This window comes from Candidatus Abyssobacteria bacterium SURF_5 (assembly GCA_003598085.1).
GTDB lineage: Bacteria > Abyssobacteria > SURF-5 > SURF-5 > SURF-5 > SURF-5.
Genome location: QZKU01000060.1, coordinates 1 through 20,985, shown reverse-complemented (window position 1 = coordinate 20,985; position 20,985 = coordinate 1). Strand labels below are relative to the sequence as shown.

The window sequence follows — 20,985 nt, the reverse complement described above, 5'->3', positions numbered from 1 at the left end:
CGAATTATTTCTCCTGCGCCACGGGCATCCGGAAAATGAACGTGCTGCCTTTCCCGTACTCGCTCTCGACCCATATTTTCCCGCCGTGCATCTCGACGAATCGCTGGGCCAGAGCGAGCCCCATGCCTGCTCCTTCGAAATAAGGCTCTTGTCCTTCGTCCACGCGCTCAAATTCGTGGAAGATCCGCTCCTGGTCTTCAGCGCGAATACCGATCCCGGTATCGGTGACGGAGGTCTCGATTACATCATCCACGCGCCGGGCCGCCACGACTATTTTGCCGTTAATACGGTTGTATTTGATGGCGTTGGTGTATAGATTAAAAATGATGTGCTTCAGCAGGTTCGCGTCGGCGGTGACCGTTCGCGTATTCGAGGCAATGTTGAATTCGAACTTTATGTTCTTTTCAGACGCAAGCGCTTTCACCGTCTCATGCACGTCGCGGAGCATTTTTTCGGCATCAACGCTGGTCAGGTTCAGCTCGATTTTGCCGGAGGTCGCCTTGGCAAGCGTGAAAACCTCATTGATCAACTGGTGGAGGTGCTTTGCATTGCTCAGGATATCATCGAGGTAGTTTCTCTGCAGGTCGTTCATTCCTCCCGATTCTTGCACGACCACTTCCGCCAGGCGAATGATATTCATGACGGGGTTGTTCAATCCGTCGCAGATATCTCCCAGGAATTGGGATTTGAGCGTGCTCGCCTTCATCAGTTGCTTGTTCACTTTCAGAAGGACTTCGCGTTGCGCCTCGAGTTTTCTATTGGCCTCGGAAAGTTCCACAGTCCGCTCCTCGATTTTCTGTTCGAGGTTGGAGTGGGTCTCCTTGAGTTTTTCCGACATGATATTGATTTCATCGGCCAGCAGTTCGATCTCGTCGTTTGTATGGACCTCGATGTGCCTGCCCAAATCACCGCGGGCGATGTACTGGGCCTCCTCCCTCAGGAGCCGTATGGGCATGACGATTCGATTGGTCGCGTAGAATCCGAGGATGCTGAGGATGAGGACCAATCCAAATCCGAGCGAGAGGACCTTTGAGGCCATGGCATAGATCCGGCCGAAGGCCTCATCGGCATTTTGATAGAAGAAGATGTACCATTTTCCGCCTGTGAGGAACGATTCTCCGCTGAGCGTGCTCAAGTCGACTTCGGCGAATCCAAGCACGTTTTCCTCGGCCACCTCATTGCGCGCGTTTGTCCACCCCTTCCCCTGGCTGACGATGACGCGCCAGAAATTTGGCGCGACGCGTCCGGTTCGAACGAGTGCGGACGTCGCCAGCAATTCACCGTCCTTCGTCATGAGCCCGGCATAGCCGGTTCCCTCTATCCTGAGCGTGTTCACCGACCGGAACAGATAATCCGAGCGCATCACGATCTTCAAGATGCCGATGACCGTCTTGCTGGAAACCTCGCGCACCGGGACCGCAATCGTTATGGATTTGACCTGGGTGCTTTCATCATGTTCGATTCCCTGCACGATATTACGCCCGTTGCCGCGATTGAATGAGCGGTTCCACCAGTCTTCATCGGCCTGATAAAAATCGCTTGTTTTGCCGGTGGCTCCGACAATGGCCCCCTGCTCGTCGGTTAGGAATATCTCGGTGTATTTGTCCGAGCGCAACTGGAGGATATTCTGAAAGTATTGGGATACCGGGTTGGCGAGATACGAGCGCACCTGCTCGTTTACTTTCGGCAGTGACTTCCACTCCTCGTCGATTGCCGTGATCTCTTTGAGGATATCCTCCGGAGCTTTTCCCTTGTACGCTTGATTGGCGGTGACAACGGCATCGACAACGGTGGGAGCGAGGGCGATGCTCTCGGCCTCCGATATTTCTGAGGAAAGCCCGGAGTTGATCTCGTCGGCCATCCATACGGACAGGTCTTGAAAGCGGCTGCCGATATAGAATTGCCGGATACTGGTTCCGGACGAATACGCGACAAAGAGCGCGACTGTGAGCGGCGGTATGCCCACCAAGAGCAGTGCGATGAATATTTTGACGCGAAGGCTGATTCTCGCTTTTTTTCGGGCTGTCATAGGTTTACTCGCGAGCCGGCTTTTGAATTGTCTGCACGGGTGCGCAGGGCAAGGGCGCCGAAATTTTCTATTATCTTCAAGCCGGCCTCCTGGCTCTTTTCCGGGTGGAACTGAGTTGCGAACAGATTTCCGCGCCAGACAGCCGATGCGAAGGTGGAGCCGTATGTCGTCCAGCCTGAGACGATGCCGATGGATTCAGGCTGCACAAAATAGGAATGAACGAAATAGAAATAGGTATTATTGGGAATTCCCTCAAAAAGGGGACATGAAGTTGATCCGGCTCCATTGGCAACGGGATAGCGGACCTGGTTCCATCCCATATGAGGGACCTTCAATCCATTCGCGGAGAAACGTTTTACGGTACCAGGAATCACGTGAAGTCCGGTTACCCCCTTGCTCTCTTCACTGGAATTCAAGAGAACCTGCAGCCCCAGGCAGATACCCAGGAACGGCCGGTCCGCCTGTATCCACTCGAGCAAGGGCTCGATGAGCTTGCGCGAGCTAAGCTCCTTATAGCAGTCACCGAAAGCCCCGACGCCCGGAAGGACTACTCCGCCTGCATCCAGAATAGCCGATTTGTCCTGGGTAATGCAAGCTTTAAATCCTTTGGATTCAAAAGCCTTTTGGACACTGCGCAGATTTCCCATCTGGTAGTCAACGATTGCGATCATCTGTCAAAGCTCCCCCTTAGTGGAGAGAACCCCGTCGATTCGCTCGTCAAGCCGCGTCGCCTGCGAGAGAGCGCGTCCGAGCGCCTTGAAAATTGCCTCGATCGAATGATGTACGTTTTCGCCATACAGCAGGTTGACATGCAAGGTGATTTGGGCGGAATTCGCGAAGGCGATCAGGAACTCGCGCGTGAGTTCGGCGTCGAACTGTCCGAGCTTCTTTTTTGGGATCCTGGCATTGAACACCATAAATGGTCGCGATGAAATATCCACATCGACCTGAGCCAGGGCCTCATCCATCGGGACCCGCGCCGATCCGTAACGGGCTATTTTTTCTTTCTTTCCGAGGGCTTTTGCGAAGGCTTTGCCCAGGCACAGGCCGACATCCTCCACCGTATGGTGGGCATCCACCTCGAGATCGCCTTGCGCGCCCAGTTTCACATCGAAGAATCCGTGCCGGGTCATGAGTGAGAGCATGTGGTCGAGGAAGGCCACTCCGGTGCGGATGTCGTACTCGCCTTTGCCGTCGAGCGAGAGGGAGACCGTGATGTCGGTTTCCGAAGTCTTTCGTTTTATTGTGGCGTTTCGCATTGCAATCTTTCTGTGGATTTTTTCTGGGCGAGCGGAATCTTCAGACGCCCGCCATCAGCCGTTCAGCCAGGTAGATGTCGAGTCCTGCGAGCTCGACCTTTTTTGCACATTTAAGGATGTCGTACTTCAGCCGGAAAAATTCCACGGTCATCTCTTCAGAATCAAAGATGCCGAAGCACGTCCGGGGATCGCCGTCGCGCGGCTGTCCGAGTCCTCCGAAATTTACTAAATATCGGTTGTTCTTGTCAAGCGAATGTTTTCCGTGCTGGTTGAGATCGTGATTGAATCCGCGGTAGGCAAACAGCGCGGGCAGGTGGCTGTGGCCGAAGAAGCAGATATTGACTTTCATTTTTTCCAGGACCACAAATTGACGCATTGCGTCCATCCAATCCAGTATATAGTTATCGCGCATTTCGGGGGAGCCGTGCGCCAGCAGGATGCGGCCGTCGATAATGAGGTTTTCGGGCAATGCCCGCAAATGGTCGCGATATTTCGGTTCCAATTTGCTTCTGGTCCACATGACCGCTTGTTTGGCGGCGGAATTGAACCACAGCGGGTCGTCCAGGCCACACGCCGCGGCATCGTGATTTCCCATGATCGAGGTGATATTTTCGCTGATCAGCAGTTCAACGCATTCATTTGGATTGGAGTTGTATCCAACAATATCTCCCAAGTGAAGGATCTGGTTCACGTTCTGGCGTTTTATCTCGGCCAGCACAGCTTCGAACGCTTCGAGATTTCCATGAACGTCACAGATGATCGCATACCGCATAATTATTTCTCATGCATCCGCACGTCTGATCAAAATCTACATGCGAGAACCGAAGATCTGAATATGATTTACATTATGAAACGGTTTCACAAGCCCCGTATTATAACAGAAACATCTGAAAATTCAAATGCTAATTTACCGCCTCTTTGCGCGTGCGACAAACAGAGTTCCCTTCCCGTGCAAGCTCAGGAACGAGGATAGGGGCCGGGGCTGGAAAGAGTCGCGCACGATGGTACTAAGCAATGAGAAAAAATGAGACCGGACAGGAAGAAACTCGAAAAGTTTATGTCCCCGGCTCAGGGTCCCATCCTTTGGGCTTCACGCAGGATTTTTTCGATTTTCTTTGTCTTTTTTCGCGCCTTCTCGTAAATGGGATCATCCTCTCCAATTTTTTCGAACTCAGCCTTTGCCTCGAGATATTTTCTTGATTTTATGAAATTAACTCCTCGATTGAAATTGCAGATTGATATTTTGAGCGCAAGCCGGCGATCGTCGGGGAAATCTTTTCGCACTTTCTCATATTCAGTCAAGGCGGCATCATAGTTTTTCATTGAGAAATAGAGGTCGCCCATCGATTCATTTTGGCTGAGAGGAGCGCGGCCCTTCTTTTCGGGCTCGAGCAAGCCCAGCGCCTCTTCTTCTTCGGCGAAGCTTCCATGCTTATAGTCGCCGATTTCGAGTCCTTTGAGAGCCGATCTTTCCACCAGGATGCTAAGGATATTTCCTTTTGAATCGTTGGGGACAATGAAGAAGCGCTGGCAGGCGGGGTCGAAATGGTGGATGGTACGTCCTTCGACGATCTCTCCGTCGGCAAAGGCCGCTTTCACGGCATTTCCATCAGCGGGGGTTTCCGGTTCGTCCGCGTGTGGATCCGATTTCCCTTCGAAATCACGGACTGAATGGATTGCCTTCAGATCGGAGAAATGGACGAAGATGCGTTCCTGCTGTTCGGTTGGCTCGGTTGGTATGAGGAAAAACCCCGGGGACTGGATATCGAGTTTATATGTCGTTCCTTTGAGTATCCTTTTGTTCTTGAAATATACGACCAACTTTCGGGAGGTGCCTGCGCGACGAGCAACGCTGGAACGGCCCGCGGGGGTGGCTGGTACGGGGGTTTTCTTCTTTTCTCCGAGCAGCTTTGAGAGGAACCCTTTCTTTTCGTCGCCTCTATCTGCGGCGTGGCGAACCTTACCGCATTTGCCACAGATCCGCTCGCCTTTTCCCGTATCGGTCAGGCAGATCTCACATCCGAAGACGCCGCAGTCCATGCAGTAACCGACGACATCCTTCTCGCTGTGAACGGGGCACTTCATTTGACATTCCTCCGTGCTCCGGCGACAGAAAAGGAGCAGGTTAATACAAGAAAAATTCTATCATGAAACGAATGATTAGTCAAAAAACAGCGTGCGTCACAGGAGATTGGCATCACTGCATTTGCAGGAAGGAAGCGTCGCAGGGATGCTTGCAAAGGAGTCGCTTTCTGTGCTAGACTTTGTTCGGAAAGCGCATGATTTCATCCCTTTTGCTCCCCGGCCGAGATCTTTCACCGCTGAAGTTCCGGCGATCGTTGTTTAATTCATGAAAATGGCAGAACAAAAAGGAGTTGCTGTTTCGGAGATAATGCGGCCAAAGTCGTTCCATATCATTACCTTCGGCTGCCAAATGAATCAACACGATTCAGAAGCCATTGAGGGCGCTCTGCTTAATGCCGGATATGTGCCGGCGGGCGCAGTGGACTCGGCGGACATCATTCTTTTCAATACGTGTTGTGTTCGGGACCATGCCGAGCAGAGGCTATACAGCAGGATATCTCAGTTGCAGCACTTGAAGGGACAGCGCCCGGGCCTCATTTTGGGTATCGGCGGCTGTGTCGCGCAAAAGGAAAAGGAGAGCTTGCCCCAAAAGTTTCCACAGATAGATCTCGTTTTTGGTACGAATGCTGTCTATGATATTGTTTCTCTTATTGAGCGGGCGGCTCACGGCGAGAAGCCTGTGGTATCCACGCCGGAAGACGGACCTGCTCTCCGCGCGGATGCCTATTCGGCACACGTGCCGGGGCGGTATCATGCCTGGGTTTCCGTCATGCGGGGCTGTGACAATTACTGCTCGTACTGCATTGTTCCGTATGTTCGTGGCGCGCAAAGGAGCAAGCATCCTGAAGAGGTGGTCGAAGAGGTCGAGAGACTGGTACAACGGGGAGTGAAGGAGGTGACCCTTCTCGGGCAGAATGTGAACTCATACGGGCAGGATCTGGGCTGCGAGACGACGTTTTCGAAGCTTCTGCAGCGGTTGGATCAAATCGAAGGGCTTCTGCGGATTCGTTTCACGACCTCTCATCCGAAGGATATCTCCGCCGATCTCATGCGGGCGTTTCGAGAACTGCCGACGGTGTGCGAGCACCTGCATCTTCCGGTGCAATCCGGATCTTCGCGAATCCTGCGGCTGATGAATCGGGGGTATACGGCGCAGCGATATCTGGAGACCGCGGCAAAGCTGCGGGAGTATGTTCCTGACATTGCTCTTACGACTGATGTCATTGTCGGTTTCCCCGGTGAGACGGATGATGATTTCGAGGCCACACGAGCGTTGCTCGACGAAATCCGGTTTGACGGCGCGTATATTTTTAAGTACTCTCCGCGGCAGGGAACTGCAGCCGCCCTGATGGAAGGCGCAATCGCGAGAGAAATCGTCAAGCGACGGCATCATGTTCTGCTGGATCTTCAGAAGAGAATCAGTCAGGAACGTCTGGCTCAACTATTGGGGACGCAGCAGACTGTATTGCCTGAACAGCCGGACAAAAAACGTGCCGGCCATTTGATGGGTAAGACGCGGGGCCACAGGACTGCCTCGTTTTTTGCACCCCCCTCACTTGATTTATTCGGGAAGGAGATTTCCGTCCGCGTATTTCGGATCGACGGATGGACGCTGATAGGAGAGATGTCGCTCAAAAAAGAATAAGCGTCGCGGAATGTGAGTTTCACCGACAGTTCGATCATGGGAAAACTTCTCCGGATTCCAGTCGTGGCAGGCTCAGCAGTTTTGGTCATCCTGCTCTCACAGTACGAGTCGCACGGACAATTGCTGCTGTTTGGGCATGCGCAGCGGCGATTCGATCGGTGTACGGAGTTGTATGAGAGCGGCCAACATGCCGGCGCGCAAGAATGCATGCGATCCTTTCTTGCCGATTATCCTCACAGCCGCTGGACGGAGCCTGCCCTTTTTCTCGATGCCAAACTGGAGACCAACGCACGTCACGCCGCCGGAAAATTCCGGCGTTTTCTGTACGATTATCCCGAAAGTTCATATGCCGCTGAAGCGGGTCTGCTGCTTGGAGAATTGTACGAGCTGTTTGGAGATTCGTTAAACGCCCAGCAGTATTATTTTCGCGTCTACCGAGATCATAAGACCAGCCGATTTCATGCCGAGGCCGGCCTTCGTGCAGCAAAGTGCATGCTGCTCAACGGCGACGTCGCTACGGCGAAGGAACACCTCGAGGAATTTCTGGGAACGTACCATGAATATCCATTAAGTACCCGCGGTAAAGAACGATATGCCGATGCACTGTATCAAGCGGGAGAATTATTGCGGGCACAGGCGCAGTATCGCGAGGCAATATCGGAGAGTCCGCAGGGCGCCTTTGTCTCCCCGCATTGCTATCTTCGTATAGCGGAAATATACGAAGAAATGGAAGAGCATGAAGCGGCCTTAGAAACGTATCGCCAATTCCTCAAGGTGTTTCCCAACTCGTTTTTTCGAGAAACGGCGGAGCAGAGAATGGGCCAACTGGGCCGGTCGCTTCGATCGGAAGTCCAGAAAGAAGCTCGGGCGTACGTGCTCGAGGCGGGTCGTTTCAACAATGAACCCGATGCCGTTGCACGGGCGGCGCGACTGAAAACACTCGGTTATCAGGTATATATTGTGCAGAAGGTTTCCCAGCGGCAGGGCCTGTTTTCAGTCCGGCTCGGGCCCTATTCGACAAAAGAACTTGTTCTCGCCGTCGCCGACAGGTTGGAGGCTGCCGGCCTGGAGACGACGCTGCTGCCGATGAAGGGCGGTGAAAGGGACTCTTTGAATGAATGACGAGCTGACGCCCATGCTGCGCCAATACACGCGCATCAAGGAGATGCATCGTGACTCGATCCTTTTCTTTCGGATGGGCGATTTTTACGAGATGTTCTATGATGATGCGAGGGTCGCGTCGGAAATCCTCGACATCGCGCTCACCTCGCGCGACTCTACGAAAAAAGAAAATCGGGTGCCGATGTGCGGGATCCCCTATCATGCTGCGAAGAGCTACATCTCAAAGCTGCTCCGCGCGAACAAAACCGTCGCCATCTGCGAACAGATGGAGGATCCGAAACAAGTCAAAGGGATTGTGAAACGGGAGGTGATCCGGGTCATCACACCGGGCACCGTTCTCGAACCGGAACTGCTCGATGAAAACGTTAACAACTATCTTGCGGCAGGCGCGATTTCGGAGGAGGGCGTCGGCATAGCTTTTGTTGATGTTTCAACGGGCGAATTTTTGGCCACGCAAAGAAATGGATCCAATCCGGCTGGTCTTCTGCTGGAGGAATTGTTAAGGATTGCCCCTTCAGAATTCCTGTTTCCTTCCACGAAGGTCGATTCTGCGTTCAAGGCTGAGCTCGACAGAAACTGTCGAGGTCTATCACTTCGCGCTCTTGACGACTGGATTTTCGCGCTGCCCCAGGCAACCTCTGCGATCATTACGCATTACGGGCTTCATTCAATCAACGGCCTCGGGTTGGACGATATGCCGCTGGCCGCATCGGCGGTCGGCGCAGTTATCCATTACCTGAAGGATACCTATCGGGCCTCTTTGGCGCATTTGAAGTACCCATCGCCCTTCACGCGCGGCGACTACATGATTGTCGACGCAAACACGCAGCGGAACCTAGAACTGTTGTGTACGCTGCGGGACAAGAGCAAGCGGGGCTCGCTGCTGGGGGTTCTTGATGCGAGCATCACCTCGATGGGCGGCCGCAAGCTGCGCTCGTGGGTGCTTCGCCCGCTCATGCAACTTGAAAAAATAATCAGTCGGCAGGATGCGGTCGGCGAGCTGGTTGATTGCAACAGCCTTCGGCTGCGCCTTCGCTCTATTTTGAGCGAGGTCCACGACATCGAGCGGCTGGTTGGAAGGATATCGGGCCCGGGCGCGGGCGCGCGAGATATGGTTGCGCTGAAAGACTCGCTATTAAAAATTCCGCTTCTCAAGGAGGCCTTGCAGAATTCTTCGGCAGAGCTGCTTCGTTCGGCAGTTCATTCGCTTGACGTGATGGAGGAGACCACTTCCCTGATCGCGCGGGCTCTTGTCGACTCGCCGCCTCTCGTAACAACCGAAGGCAACATGATCCGCGACGGCTACAATCCGGAGCTTGACAACCTGCGCTCGCTGGTGAAGGACGGCAAGGACTGGATTGCGCTCCTGCAGAAAAAAGAAACGAGGCGCACCGGCATAACATCTTTGAAGGTCGGCTACAACAAAGTATTCGGTTATTATATCGAAATAACCAAGCCGAACCTTTCGCTTGTGCCGCCTGACTATATCCGGAAGCAGACGCTCGTGAACGCCGAGCGCTTCATCACGCCCGAATTAAAGGAGCGCGAGAGCGCGATTTTGGGAGCCGAAGAGCGGATGGCGAATCTTGAGCGGGAGCTTTTTCTTGATTTGCGCGATCGTATCTGCGCGGAATCGAGCCGTATTCAGCTGAACGCCGAACTCGTAGCCGAAGTCGATGTGCTGCAATCGCTGGCGCATATAGCGGCGGCAAACGATTATTGCCGCCCCGAATTGAACACCTCATTTTCTCTCACAGTTGAAGAATGCCGGCATCCGGTTCTGGAACAACTGAACCTAGAACAACAATTTGTTCCGAACGATGCCCATCTGTCGGAGGATGGCTGGTTACTGGTCATCACCGGCCCGAATATGGCCGGGAAGTCGACTTTTCTCCGCCAGGTGGCCCTGATCGTGCTCATGGCGCAGATGGGATCGTTTGTGCCGGCGCGGCGTGCAGTATTGGGGCTGGTTGACCGGATTTTCACGAGGGTAGGCGCCTCTGACAATCTCATTGGAGGGGAGAGCACCTTCATGGTGGAAATGACCGAGACGGCCAACATTCTGAACAATGCAACGAGCCGCAGTCTGGTGATTCTCGACGAGATCGGGCGGGGCACGAGCACTTACGACGGCATGAGTATTGCGTGGTCGGTTGCTGAATTCATCCACAACCGGATTGGCGCCAAGACATTGTTTGCTACACACTATCATGAGTTGACGGAACTCTCGAGTGAACTGGGGCACGTGAGGAATCTGAACGTTGCGGTCCGGGAATGGAACAACCAGGTGATCTTTCTCTACAAGGTGATCGAAGGAAGCTCGGACCACAGTTACGGGATTCATGTGGCGAAGCTGGCCGGCCTGCCGCTCGATGTGGTGGCCCGCGCGCGGAAGGTGCTGGCCGATCTTGAGAAGGCGAACCCAAAGCGGAGGCTCAGGCGGCGAACGGAATCGGACCAGTTGCAGCTCTTTGCGCCCGCTCCGAGTTCTCCCGTGGAGGAAGAGTTGCGCAAGCTGAATATCGATCGGCTCACCCCGCTCGAAGGGTTATCGAAATTGGCTGAACTCAAGAAGAGGCTCGACAGCGAAGGAAGGTGACGCATGAAAGCCTATGTGCTGATCAGTCTCACGCCGGGTCTGGAGGAGAAAGCTTGTTCACACGTGAGCGCCATTCCGGGGGTCGTTGAACTCACGACGGTCTTCGGTCAATGGGACCTTATCGTCGTTGTAGAAGCCGAAACCCTCGACGCTCTCTCGCGCCTTGTTGTCCGCCAGATTCGAGGCGTTCAAGGGGTTCAGGCGACCGAAACACTGATTGCAGGACAAATCTGATCCCTTCCCCACTCCGGCCTTCATCAATTGGATTGAGGCTCTCGCTTCTGAGGCGTCATCGCCGCGCATCTTCCTGGGCAGGCACCGGTTTGTGATAAAATAATTCGGTCTCGTAAGGGGGGCTTAGAAGGAGGATATATGGCCGGGAAGGAAGGCGGAATACATCTGGATGAGATTATGGCGTATGCAAAGGAGAGCCAGGAAATCGGCGCGAGACATAAAGTGCCTGGCGACCAGCACGTCATGCATCTTTTCGGCTCGATCGCGAGGGAGGCCGAGGCCGAATTCGGAGCGGCCGGCCTGGCGATGGTCGAGCGGGCGGCGGCCCGCTTTGGCGAGGAGCGCGGCCGCCGCATAGCTGAATTGGTGAAGAGAGACAAGAGGCCGCTCTCGCTGATGAACTTTTTCCTGTACGCAGATTTCGACACCGGCGGTAACGAGATGGTTCCCGAATTTGTGGACGGCGAGCTTTGGGTACGCGTGACGAAATGCCGGCTGTTCGACAAGCTTCACGAACTAGGCTTGCAGAGATTCGGCCTGCACTATTGCCGGCCGATCGATCGTGCCGTTCTGCGAGGATACAATCCGCATCTGGAACTCGAAGTCAAGACACAAATAAGCGGTGGAGACGACTGCTGTTTCTTCATCTATAGACAGCCGTCCGGTTCGGTGAAAGAGGATTGAAGCCAATGGAATGCGACCGCAGCTACACGACCGATCTGCTCATAATCGGCAGCGAAGGGGCCGGCGGTCATGCTGCCATCGAGGCCCGGCAGCGGGGCGTTGATGTATTAATTGTAACGAAGGGCAAAATCAGCCAATGCGGCGCCTCTCAGATGGCGGGCGCGGATTTCAACGTCGATGGCCGCAGTGCAAAGTCGCTCGGGTTCGCCGGCGACGAGCGCGACAGCGCCGAGCGATTCTTCTCGGATATCGTGCGGGAGGGATTGTATCTCAACAATCAGCGCATGGTAGAGAAATACGTTGAGTATTGCCCGAAGGCGATGAAGGATCTGCTCGACTGGGGCATGCGGGTGTACCTGTACGAATCGGCGCATTCGGAGGAAGTGGCGCGAGGGGTCATCTCATCGGGAGTCCTGTGGGTGCGGGCGATTCGGAAGCGAGTGAAAGAACTTGGAATCCCATTGCTGAACGATCATATGGTGATCGATCTATTGACTGCGGGCGGAAGAGTGAATGGCGCGGTTGCGCTCGATCTGCGGAGCGGCGAGACAGCGCTCGTCAACTGCAAAGCAATCATCCTTGCGACGGGCGGGTGGCACAGGGCATATCGCATCACGTCGGGCCCGTATGACCTTACGGGCGACGGGACTGCAATGGCGTTTCGCGCGGGCGCAACGCTTTCTTCGATGGAGTTGGTCCAATTCATTCCGCTGTGCGTTTATTGGCCTCCGCTGGCCGCCGGCTCCATCTGCACTTACATCTTCAGTCAGTTTCCGGGCGTTGGGGAGCAGGTTCACCTGCTGAACCGGTCGGGCCTGCGCTTCATGGAGAAGTACGACGCGAACGCGCTTGAGAAGAGCACGAAAGCGATTGTGTCAATTGCATCGGAGCTCGAAGTCGAGGCCGGATTGGGGAGCCCGCGCGGCGGCGTTTTTTTCTCGCTGGCGCACCTTGGTGCGGAGATGATCGAGATGATCATACAGGGGATCAAGCTCCAGTTTCTGGAGCAGTTCAACGAGAAGCGGCACGAATTCACTCATTTGCTGTTGGACCTTCTGGAGCAGTGCAAGCATGGAGACATTGAAGTCGGTAATGCGGCTCACTATATGCTTGGGGGGATCAAGGTGGACGAGTGCGCACGGACGAGCATCGGCGGGTTGTTTGCCGCGGGAGAATGCTCGTGCGGGCTGTGGGGAGCCGCACGCGTGGCCTCGGCGTGCTCACAGGCGGGCGCCCAGGGGAAAGTTGCAGGGGAAACGGCGGCGGAATATATCAAGCAAGTCAGGCTGTCGCCGGCGGACCGGGAACAGATAAAATCGATTCTCGACGAGGTTTCAAGACCCCTTGCCCGAAAGAACGGAGTGAATGCGAACGAGATACTGACGCGAATGCATCAGATATCGGGCCGGCACCTGTGGGTGATAAAGGAGGGCGCCGGCCTGAAAAAAGCGACCGCGGCCCTCGAGCTTCTGGAGAAAGACGTTCAGGAGGCGGCAGTCATTGCTACCAGGAGCAAAGCGCTCAATTATGAATGGATTCGCCTGCTTGAGCTGAGAAACATGATCACCTGTCTGAAACTCAGTGCGAACACTGCATTCATGCGGGAGGAGAGCCGGGGCGAATTTTACCGTCGTGATTTCACGGTGACCAACAACGACGACTGGCTTCGCGTGCTGGAGGTGACCGGCGGAGGGCAGGGGATTCGGATCGAAAAGGTGAAGCCGATTGTAACCAGCATCGCTCCCCCATCGGGCAAATTCGCTTTTGAACAGGCAGTGAACGTCTCCACGGCATCGCTCAAGCGGTGACAGAGAGAAATTGACGATGGAAAAGACGATAAACGTGCGCTGTTTCAGATATGATCCCGCAGCCGATCAGGGGCCGCATTACCAGACGTATTCAATCCCGCTGAACGGCCCGATGAGCGTGCACGATTGCCTGGTTTATATTCGTGAGAACCTCGATCCGTCCCTCGCGTATTTCATCAACTGCAAGCTGGGGTTCTGCCTGCGGTGTCGGCTGCGAGTGAATGGCAAAGCGTGCTTTGGCTGTATGACGGAAGCGAATGCGGATATCACGGTGGAACCGCCGGATACCCGGCGAGTTATTCGCGACTTATGGAGCGAGGATGTCTGAGCAACTGAAGACGGGCTCGATTCCGGAAGCAGAAGGGAGGATGAGCAGCAAGATTTTTTGTTTCGGGCTTGTTGTGATTTCTCTCGGGGTGATGCTCGCGCTGGTCTGGGGTACCCCATGGGGAGTCGGCACCGGCCCTGATTCGGCGAAATATATCGGCGCAGCCCGAAACTTTCTGGCCGGCAAGGGGCTGACACTGCCGCTCGTGCTGGACGAGGTTCCCGCGATGACGCATTATCCGCCGCTGTATCCGTTTGTGCTCGCGTGTGGCGGATATCTCGGCCTCGATCCGCTGAATGGCGCGCGATGGCTGAACGTGCTGCTCGCGGGATTGAATGTTTTCGTTATTGGATGTCTTCTTTATTCATATACCCGCTCGTATCCGGTAGCTCTCGCCGGAGCGGCTTTGGTCGCCTCCTCGCCAGTTATGATCAGCATATATTTATGGGCCTCGAGCGAACCGCTTTTTATCCCATTCGTCTTGCTGGGGATCCTTTGGCTTGCGTGTTATTTCGATGATCCCAGGCGATTGTATCTAATTGTGTCGGCGGGTTTCTGCGGGCTTGCTTTTCTCACGAGATATCCGGGAGTTGCCGTGATAGCCGCCGGCGTGGCAGCGCTCATGCTGTTTGGCCGAAGCTCCTTTGGCGGGCGAATCCGGGACAGCGCGGTTTTCTTGTCGCTTAGCGTTTTCCCGATGATCCTGTGGACGGTTCGGAATATTGCGGTGGCAGGAACTGCGGCTGACCGGCACCTGCAGATCAACTCGATATCGCGTCACCAGTTTCTTTTTGGTTTGGATACGATAGCAGGCTGGTTCGTGCCGTTTTCTGTTGCCGGCCGTGCCGGATATCTGGCGGTGTTTCTTGTGATCGGTGCGATTGCGGCGGCTTTCTTTCGGTCGGCAACATTAGAGGATGATTCGCAGGGTCATTCGCTTTCGCGCTTGCCATCAATAATCCTTCTGGTTTTCCTCTTTTATGCCGGCATGCTTGCGCTGACGGTACTGTTTGTTGACGAGACAACTCCTCTCGACAACCGCATCCTGTCGCCGTTTCATGTACTCGGCATAGTGTTGGTGTTTTCATTGGGAGCGAGGTTTTTGAAAATTCGCTTCTCAATTATGCAGACATCAGTTGTCTTTGCCCTCTGCGCCGCCTTGGTAATCTATTATGTTGTCGGGGGAGTCGCCGCGCTTGAGGAAAGCCGCGAGTATGGGCTTGGCCTTTCCGCCAAAAGATGGCAAACGTCGCCGGAAGTGGAACGTCTGAAAAGCCTGTCTGAGGAGGTTGTTATTTACACGAACAGGCCGCATGCCGTCTATCTGCTGACAGGTCGTTCTTCGCGGCTGATTCCGGAAAAATCTTCCGGGGGCGCTTCTGAGCAGTATCTGGCTGAGGTGGCCGTCCTCAAGGAGCAACTCGAGAGGCAGGAGGCGGTGGTTATACAGTTTGAAGTCAGTGATGCTCAGTGGGACCAACTGCGACAGGAGCCATCGCGGTAGGTCGCATGAAGTGATATTTTTTGGCTGAAAATGGAAATGAGGGAACCGCATGAAAATCTGCAAATTTGAAGATGTTGAAATGCGTGAAGTGACTGAAGAGGGCGCCAAGGGTGTTTCCATCCGATGGGTCATCTCGAAGGACGACGGCGCTCGGAATTTCTACATGCGCGTTTTTGATGTGCAGCCGGGCGGGCACACGCCTTACCATCAGCACGAATGGGAGCACGAGGTTTTCATTTTGGAAGGCGATGCGGAGGTCGTAACTGCGGATGGGCCAAAAAAGGCGCCTGCCGGGTCAGTCGTTTTCGCAAAGCCGCAGGAGTTCCACCAGTTCCGAAATTCCGGCAAAGGTTTGATGCGATTCATCTGCCTGATTCCCGCAGCCGAGAAATGATTGGTTGCGCGACAACGGCAGGAGGCATATCACGATTGTGTGTAGAAAGGAGAGAATTGAATGAAGGTATTAGGTTTCAATGGCAGTCCCCGGAAAAATGGAAACACTCAGACAGTAATCGAAGCGGTTTTGAAGGGGGCCGCAAGCAAAGGGGCTGAGACGCGGCTGGTAAATCTGAATGAACTGAACGTCAAGGGCTGCCAAGGGTGCGATGCCTGCAAGAAGAAGATCGGGGTGTGCGTGCAGAAGGACGATCTCTCTCCCCTGCTTCAGGAGATGAAGTCAGCCGATGCAATCGTTCTTGGAACGCCGATTTACTGGTATCACGTGAGTTCGCAGTTCAAGGCGCTGGTGGACCGCTGCTATTGTTTCTATGGAGAGGACATAGATCCTGCCACCGGCGAGAAATCGCTGCAGGTGTGGTTCCCGCATGGAAAGAAGATCGTTGTTGTCACGTCGCAGGAGGCCCCGGAGGTATTCGAGCCGATCCACACCTGGCTTAACCTGGTCGCGGCCGCGCTCAATGCCGGTTCGATTGAATTTATTGAGCATTGCAGTTCGGAGAACAAGAGGGATTCAGCGCGCAAGGATGGCGGGTTATTAGAAAAAGCCGAGGGGATGGGCAGAGAGCTGGTTAGCTGAGTTGAATCTTCGCTGACTCGGAATCGGCCGACCCTTCATCCGCCACTTTTGGCAGTTTTTCCAGCGTGGCGAAACCGACAAAGTAAACCAGCAGTGCGATTCCGAGGGTAATGTTGAAGCCGAAGTTCATCGAGAGGATCACGGTCAGAATTGCGCCGATGACCGTGCAGCAGCCATTAACCGCCCAGGCCCAGGGGACCAGCAATGGATTGCAGCGGTTCACCAGACGGATACCGTATGCGAACGGCACGCCGAGCAACAAACCAACTGGCGCCAGCAGAAGTATCGTTAATGCAATTCGAGCCGCGAGCGATGCTTCAATGAATGATCTTATCAGCAGCGGATAGACAAGAACGAGAAGAGCGATGGCGACTGCGAGTGCGGCCGGTACGAGCCATACCTTTCGATCGGGCGCTTCCAGCCAATATCCGGAGAAGAGGCTGCCAAGTCCGGTGAAGATAAGGATGGAGAAGAGCGTGACGGTGATTGAGTGAAGCGGCAACCCGAGGAACAGGGTGAATTTCTGCATCGCTGCTATCTCGATCATGATAAAGCCCAAGCCGAGACAGGCAAAGTAGACAAGGAAAGATGCGGTCCCTTTTTGCCGAATTCCCCTTCGTGCAAAAATGCCCAGCGGCATCATGATGAGAACGATGCTCAGCATCGTGCTCACGCCCAACTGAAAGAAAATGAACAGCGGGTTTCCGGGAAAGGATGAATACAACTGCCATTTATATTGAGTGACCTTCAGCGGGTTCGGCCATCGGGAGAAGAAGAAGAAATAAGGTCTGTCGTCGTTGATGGGGCTGATATTGGTGCTGCACTCGCGGATGAAGGCATCCTTATCGTTTGCGCGAACAAATCTTTCGATGAATGAACCGAAGGAGCGATACGGCAGGTAATAAACATCCAGGTCCACCTCGCGAACAAAACGCTGCATCCGCGAAACTTCATCTTCCGTAAATCCGCCCTTCTTAAGGAGTATTTCCACCTCATTTTTGCTGCGCAGGCAGATGACGGACGTCTCGAAATCATCCACTCCCCCCGCCTCGAGCACCGCGTGGATTGTTGTGAGCAGCCGCAGTGTTTCTGCATTTCCGGTGCTCCAAATAATTTGGAGAATCCCGCCGTCCTCGAGGTGGTTGTACAAGTTTTCAAACGCCTCGGTCGTATACAGATAACTTTCTGCAAGCACGTACGCGCCTGAGCTCATTGCAGTGTACGTGCTGATAAAGGTCATCAGGATGACATCGTACTTTTGCTTGTCGCGCATGAGGGCGCTGCGTGCTTCGCCGTGAATCAATTCAACGCGCGGGTCCTCCAGCAGCACCCGGGAATACTCGGGCAAAACGGTGTGGTGGATGTCGATGATCGGCTTGTTCAGCTCAATTCCCTTGATCAAGCGGGCGTCGTGCATTCTTGCCGCCCAGAGTTCCACGCCGCCGCCCGGCCCGAGCACCAGGACCGAAGGGTTTTCTTTCAGTTGGAGAGCGGCAGCGTACATGGAACGCTCGACGACGGGCAGCGCTTCCGGATGATCCGAGAAATTGATGATTGGGGTGGCGGAGCTGCCGTCCTGCAGAATGAGTTTTTCATCGGGCAGCGGGGGCAGGCCGATTCGGTTTCTTCCGAGACCGTAAATGAATCGATTTTCTTCCGGAAGATTAATGAGATCGACTCGGCAGTTGGGTCCCCATTTTGAGTATACCGGATTTTCCGAGATCTCCAATGTTAGTTCATCAGTGAAATCGAGCAGGTCCTTACCGGGAATGGGAAACTTTCGGTCCAGGCGTGGCATCAGGAAAAGGAGAATTGCCGTGACGCATACCGCCGATGCGACTAGCAGTCGTTTCTTTCGTGAAGGGAATGTTATCAGTCCGCCGAGCAGGCCGAGTACAGATAAGAAAGCCATTGTGCCGCCCGCACCGTAATTTTGAAGGAGGAACGGCATGAGCAGGCATCCGGCTCCCGCTCCGGCCAAATCGGCAAAATAAATGGTATTGATACGAGCGGCATTGAAAGACAGGATCATCCCGACGGCCGCGCCGGCAAAAAGGAATGGCAAAGCGGTGACTGCATTATAGGTGGAGAATCGAAAGAAGTGGTCGAGGCGCGCCAGGCTCAAATTGTATGGAATATAGAAATTGAGCAGAAAGACGTAGCTGAGGAGCAAAGAGAGCAGATAGAGGCCGCAAGAAACAGTGATCCACAGGCGGGGCCGACGCCGCCAAGAGGTTTGGAAAATCGAGATCAAGGTGCCGCTTGCGCCGATCCCGAGCAGGCAGTTGCTGATGATGAGGAACCCGAAATGGAAGAACAGGCGCAGGGCGCTGATGCGGGTGAGCAGGATCTCGTAAATCAGCATAGAACAGGAGATCAGGGCAATCGCCGCAAGGGCGTAGGCATAGCCGGCGGCAGGCCGCGCTTGTGCATCACGGCGTGGGCAGGTTGCCGTTCTGGGGGAATCAACCGTATGGGTATTCAAAATGCGATGGTATCCGAGGGCGTCTGTCTCTTGTTCAGGAACGCTCCAGAAAAGGAATCCCCTGTGGGGCGGCCACAGGGGATTTCAGGAAGTTGCATTATACGAGAGAGTACTTGGGCCCACCGCCTCCCTCGGGCGGCGTCCACAGAATATTGGCATAGGGACACTTGATATCGCACGTCTTGCAGTGCAGGCAGTTTGACGGATTCAGCTTCAAGCTGGACTTGCCGGTTGCCTCGTCGACCTGCTCTTCGTAGACGAAGGCCGGACAGAATTTCACGCAGGGACGATTGTATTTGGCCTTGCAGTTTGCGTCGCTGCAGTAATCCGGGTTGAGAATCTTGCAGTGGCAGGGCTGCTGTTCCTCGTGAACGGTGCCGGAATGGTAGACGTCGGTCAGCTTGTCAAACGTCAGCTTTCCGTCGAACGAGACCTTGTTCACTTCTTCAGGATTGCGCCCGTTATAGTACTGATTGATTGTGACGGTGCTTTTATGATCGGCCTCCGCTTTCATGGGATCGATCATGCCGCGCCCGCCGGTAACGAACTGGATGCCCGCGTGCAGGAGTCCTGCGTAGCGGCCGCCGTGGAAACCCTGGTGGAAGTTGCGGCATTTCCACATTTCCTCTTTGATATAGCTGTTTTTAACGGCTTCCTCATATTTTCCGAGCTGCGCCTGAGAGAAATCTTTTTTGAGGAGCGCATCGAAAATGGTCTCTGCGGCGAGCATTCCGGATTTCATCGCCAGGTGGATCCCCTTGATTCGCATGGTATTGAACAGCGATGCGGAATCGCCTACAAGAACGCACCCATCAACTGCGAGCTTTGGCACTGAATACCATCCGCCGACGGGGACGGTTTTGGCGCCGTATTGCATGATCTCACCGCCCTGAAGGAGTTCGCGGACCATGGGGTGCATCTTGAACAGTTGGAAATAGCGGTGCGGGTCGACCTGCGGGTCGCGCGCGTCGAGGCCGGTGAGCAATCCGACGGAGGCCATGTTTTCCTTCATGCTGTAGATGAAGCCGCCGCCGTAGGTTTTCATGTCATGCGGGTACCCCATCGTGTGGATAACGTGGCCGGGTTTCAGTTTGCCCTCGGCAAGCTTCCATATCTCTTTTACGCCGGTAAGGTAAGTCTGCGGATTGCGTCCTCTGTCCAGTCCGAATTTTTCGATCAACTGTTTTGCCAGGAACCCCCGGGGCCCCTCGCCCAGCACGACGACCTTTGCGAGCAGGTCATACCCCGGTTCGAAGTTGGATTTCTGATTTCCCTGCTGGTCGAGGCCCTTATCGCCGGTCCTCACGCCGACCACCTTGTTATCCTCGTAGAGGAGTTCGACTCCGGGGAACCCGGCGAAAAGATCAACGCCGGCGGCCTCCACCTGTTCGACCATCCATTTGGTCAACTTTGCGAGGGAGACGGTATAAAAGCCGTGATTGTTCAGCGGAGGCGGCGTAATCGGCGCCTTTATTTTTCCGCTGGGGGTGAGCATGAGAACTTCTTCGGAAACGATTTTGCAATCCACTGCGCCACAGTTTTCATCAAAATCCGGGAACAACTCGAGGAGGGTTTTTTTGTCCAGCACTGCGCCGGAGAGTCCGTGAAGCCCGACTTCCTGCGCTTTTTCGATGAGAGCGATCATCAATTCATCACTGAATATTTCGCCCTGTTTTGCGCCACTCTCGATTTCTTCGTTATGCTTGGCGATCAAGCGTCTGAGATGGAGGGCGGCAGCCAAATTCGCCGGTCCTCCGCCGACGAATAACACGTCAACTTCCATGCTTTCGCGTTCGACAGTCATAGCTTCTCTCCTCTAAGCTGGCTAGACATTGAGAATACTGCATCGTCCGATTCGCGGCGGAAACTTCCTCACGAAATTCACCCTTCTCTATGGACATCTCTTTTGAAGGCGTGAAGGAACTTCACGAAATCGACGATTCCTCTGGTGCAGGCTGTCCGAATATCCCGGAGTTTGAGCCGGGGTGACCTTATGCATCTCGTTCTCTGTAAACCGGTTTCATTATAGTTGCTGTCGATTTGGCTTGTCAAGCTGATTTGCGCGCGCGCAGCGATTCCGCAACCCGACATTCGGAAGTGAGTGAAAGGGCACAAAGACAGGGTTTTTATGGTGAAAGAGGAATAGAGCAATGTCGCAGAGGGTATT

The 20,985-nt window shown here is 54.4% G+C and carries 17 protein-coding genes; 10 read left to right on the top strand and 7 right to left on the bottom strand.

Annotated features, from left to right (window positions below):
- Nucleotides 1-4: 4 nt before the first annotated feature.
- The 5 genes from C4520_08520 to C4520_08500 form a co-directional block, all read right to left on the bottom strand.
- A complete protein-coding gene (locus C4520_08520) occupies nucleotides 5-2,029 on the bottom strand; it encodes a sensor histidine kinase (GenBank protein ID RJP22233.1) in 2,025 nt (674 codons plus the stop codon).
- Entirely contained in the window at nucleotides 2,026-2,700 is a 675-nt protein-coding gene (gene hisH, locus C4520_08515; protein RJP22232.1) for an imidazole glycerol phosphate synthase subunit HisH, read from the bottom strand. Before hisH ends, C4520_08520 begins: the two co-directional genes overlap by 4 nt.
- Nucleotides 2,701-2,703: 3 nt before the next feature.
- Nucleotides 2,704-3,288, bottom strand: coding sequence for an imidazoleglycerol-phosphate dehydratase HisB (hisB, locus tag C4520_08510; GenBank protein ID RJP22231.1), 585 nt, complete (start codon nucleotides 3,286-3,288; stop codon nucleotides 2,704-2,706).
- Nucleotides 3,289-3,328: 40 nt separating this feature from the next.
- On the bottom strand, nucleotides 3,329-4,060 hold the full coding sequence (locus tag C4520_08505; protein RJP22230.1) for a metallophosphoesterase: 732 nt from the start codon (nucleotides 4,058-4,060) through the stop codon (nucleotides 3,329-3,331).
- Nucleotides 4,061-4,356: 296 nt separating this feature from the next.
- On the bottom strand, nucleotides 4,357-5,373 hold the full coding sequence (locus C4520_08500) for a hypothetical protein (protein RJP22229.1): 1,017 nt from the start codon (nucleotides 5,371-5,373) through the stop codon (nucleotides 4,357-4,359).
- A gap of 265 nt (nucleotides 5,374-5,638) precedes the next feature.
- Here C4520_08500 and miaB point away from each other — a divergent pair, with 265 nt between their 5' ends.
- The 10 genes from miaB to C4520_08450 all read left to right on the top strand — a co-directional run bounded on the left by miaB (nucleotide 5,639) and on the right by C4520_08450 (nucleotide 16,333).
- Nucleotides 5,639-7,018 (top strand): tRNA (N6-isopentenyl adenosine(37)-C2)-methylthiotransferase MiaB, encoded by a 1,380-nt coding sequence (gene miaB, locus C4520_08495; protein RJP22228.1) that lies wholly within the window; start codon nucleotides 5,639-5,641, stop codon nucleotides 7,016-7,018.
- A 12-nt stretch (nucleotides 7,019-7,030) separates the two neighbouring features.
- Entirely contained in the window at nucleotides 7,031-8,140 is a 1,110-nt protein-coding gene (gene bamD, locus C4520_08490; protein ID RJP22227.1) for an outer membrane protein assembly factor BamD, read from the top strand.
- Entirely contained in the window at nucleotides 8,133-10,739 is a 2,607-nt protein-coding gene (mutS, locus tag C4520_08485; protein RJP22226.1) for a DNA mismatch repair protein MutS, read from the top strand. The genes bamD and mutS overlap by 8 nt, the downstream gene beginning before the upstream one ends.
- 3 nt (nucleotides 10,740-10,742) lie before the next feature.
- The gene (locus C4520_08480) at nucleotides 10,743-10,973 is read left to right on the top strand and encodes an Lrp/AsnC family transcriptional regulator (protein RJP22225.1); all 231 of its coding nucleotides are present in this window, start codon (nucleotides 10,743-10,745) and stop codon (nucleotides 10,971-10,973) included.
- 138 nt (nucleotides 10,974-11,111) lie between these two features.
- Nucleotides 11,112-11,657, top strand: coding sequence for a hypothetical protein (locus C4520_08475; protein ID RJP22224.1), 546 nt, complete (start codon nucleotides 11,112-11,114; stop codon nucleotides 11,655-11,657).
- Between the two features lie 5 nt (nucleotides 11,658-11,662).
- Nucleotides 11,663-13,465, top strand: a complete 1,803-nt coding sequence (locus tag C4520_08470; protein ID RJP22223.1) for an FAD-binding protein — start codon at nucleotides 11,663-11,665, stop codon at nucleotides 13,463-13,465.
- A 16-nt stretch (nucleotides 13,466-13,481) separates the two neighbouring features.
- The gene (locus C4520_08465) at nucleotides 13,482-13,793 is read left to right on the top strand and encodes a hypothetical protein (protein RJP22222.1); all 312 of its coding nucleotides are present in this window, start codon (nucleotides 13,482-13,484) and stop codon (nucleotides 13,791-13,793) included.
- Complete coding sequence (locus C4520_08460; GenBank protein RJP22221.1) at nucleotides 13,723-15,297, top strand: phospholipid carrier-dependent glycosyltransferase; 1,575 nt, start codon at nucleotides 13,723-13,725, stop codon at nucleotides 15,295-15,297. Before C4520_08465 ends, C4520_08460 begins: the two co-directional genes overlap by 71 nt.
- Nucleotides 15,298-15,346: 49 nt before the next feature.
- Nucleotides 15,347-15,691: a cupin domain-containing protein gene (locus tag C4520_08455; protein ID RJP22220.1), complete on the top strand. Its 345-nt coding sequence runs from the start codon at nucleotides 15,347-15,349 to the stop codon at nucleotides 15,689-15,691.
- Between the two features lie 60 nt (nucleotides 15,692-15,751).
- Nucleotides 15,752-16,333 carry a flavodoxin family protein gene (locus C4520_08450; GenBank protein ID RJP22219.1) on the top strand — a complete coding sequence of 194 codons (582 nt, stop codon included), beginning with the start codon at nucleotides 15,752-15,754 and terminating at the stop codon, nucleotides 16,331-16,333.
- On the opposite strand, the gene C4520_08445 is transcribed toward C4520_08450, so the two are convergent.
- A complete protein-coding gene (locus tag C4520_08445) occupies nucleotides 16,326-18,698 on the bottom strand; it encodes a hypothetical protein (GenBank protein RJP22218.1) in 2,373 nt (790 codons plus the stop codon). The genes C4520_08450 and C4520_08445 overlap by 8 nt on opposite strands.
- A gap of 217 nt (nucleotides 18,699-18,915) precedes the next feature.
- Complete coding sequence (locus C4520_08440; protein RJP22217.1) at nucleotides 18,916-20,622, bottom strand: electron transfer flavoprotein-ubiquinone oxidoreductase; 1,707 nt, start codon at nucleotides 20,620-20,622, stop codon at nucleotides 18,916-18,918.
- Nucleotides 20,623-20,985: the final 363 nt, after the last annotated feature.

Coding starts and splice junctions, on each gene's coding strand:
- mutS (RJP22226.1), top strand. CDS start 8,133: ATGAATGACGAGCTGACGCCCATGCTGCGCCAATACACGCGCATCAAG.
- miaB (RJP22228.1), top strand. CDS start 5,639: ATGAAAATGGCAGAACAAAAAGGAGTTGCTGTTTCGGAGATAATGCGG.
- C4520_08455 (RJP22220.1), top strand. CDS start 15,347: ATGAAAATCTGCAAATTTGAAGATGTTGAAATGCGTGAAGTGACTGAA.
- C4520_08440 (RJP22217.1), bottom strand. CDS start 20,622: ATGACTGTCGAACGCGAAAGCATGGAAGTTGACGTGTTATTCGTCGGC.
- C4520_08480 (RJP22225.1), top strand. CDS start 10,743: ATGAAAGCCTATGTGCTGATCAGTCTCACGCCGGGTCTGGAGGAGAAA.
- C4520_08475 (RJP22224.1), top strand. CDS start 11,112: ATGGCCGGGAAGGAAGGCGGAATACATCTGGATGAGATTATGGCGTAT.
- C4520_08460 (RJP22221.1), top strand. CDS start 13,723: ATGCGGATATCACGGTGGAACCGCCGGATACCCGGCGAGTTATTCGCG.
- C4520_08450 (RJP22219.1), top strand. CDS start 15,752: ATGAAGGTATTAGGTTTCAATGGCAGTCCCCGGAAAAATGGAAACACT.
- C4520_08445 (RJP22218.1), bottom strand. CDS start 18,698: ATGCTGATTTACGAGATCCTGCTCACCCGCATCAGCGCCCTGCGCCTG.
- C4520_08505 (RJP22230.1), bottom strand. CDS start 4,060: ATGCGGTATGCGATCATCTGTGACGTTCATGGAAATCTCGAAGCGTTC.
- C4520_08520 (RJP22233.1), bottom strand. CDS start 2,029: ATGACAGCCCGAAAAAAAGCGAGAATCAGCCTTCGCGTCAAAATATTC.
- C4520_08465 (RJP22222.1), top strand. CDS start 13,482: ATGGAAAAGACGATAAACGTGCGCTGTTTCAGATATGATCCCGCAGCC.
- hisH (RJP22232.1), bottom strand. CDS start 2,700: ATGATCGCAATCGTTGACTACCAGATGGGAAATCTGCGCAGTGTCCAA.
- C4520_08470 (RJP22223.1), top strand. CDS start 11,663: ATGGAATGCGACCGCAGCTACACGACCGATCTGCTCATAATCGGCAGC.
- hisB (RJP22231.1), bottom strand. CDS start 3,288: ATGCGAAACGCCACAATAAAACGAAAGACTTCGGAAACCGACATCACG.
- C4520_08500 (RJP22229.1), bottom strand. CDS start 5,373: ATGAAGTGCCCCGTTCACAGCGAGAAGGATGTCGTCGGTTACTGCATG.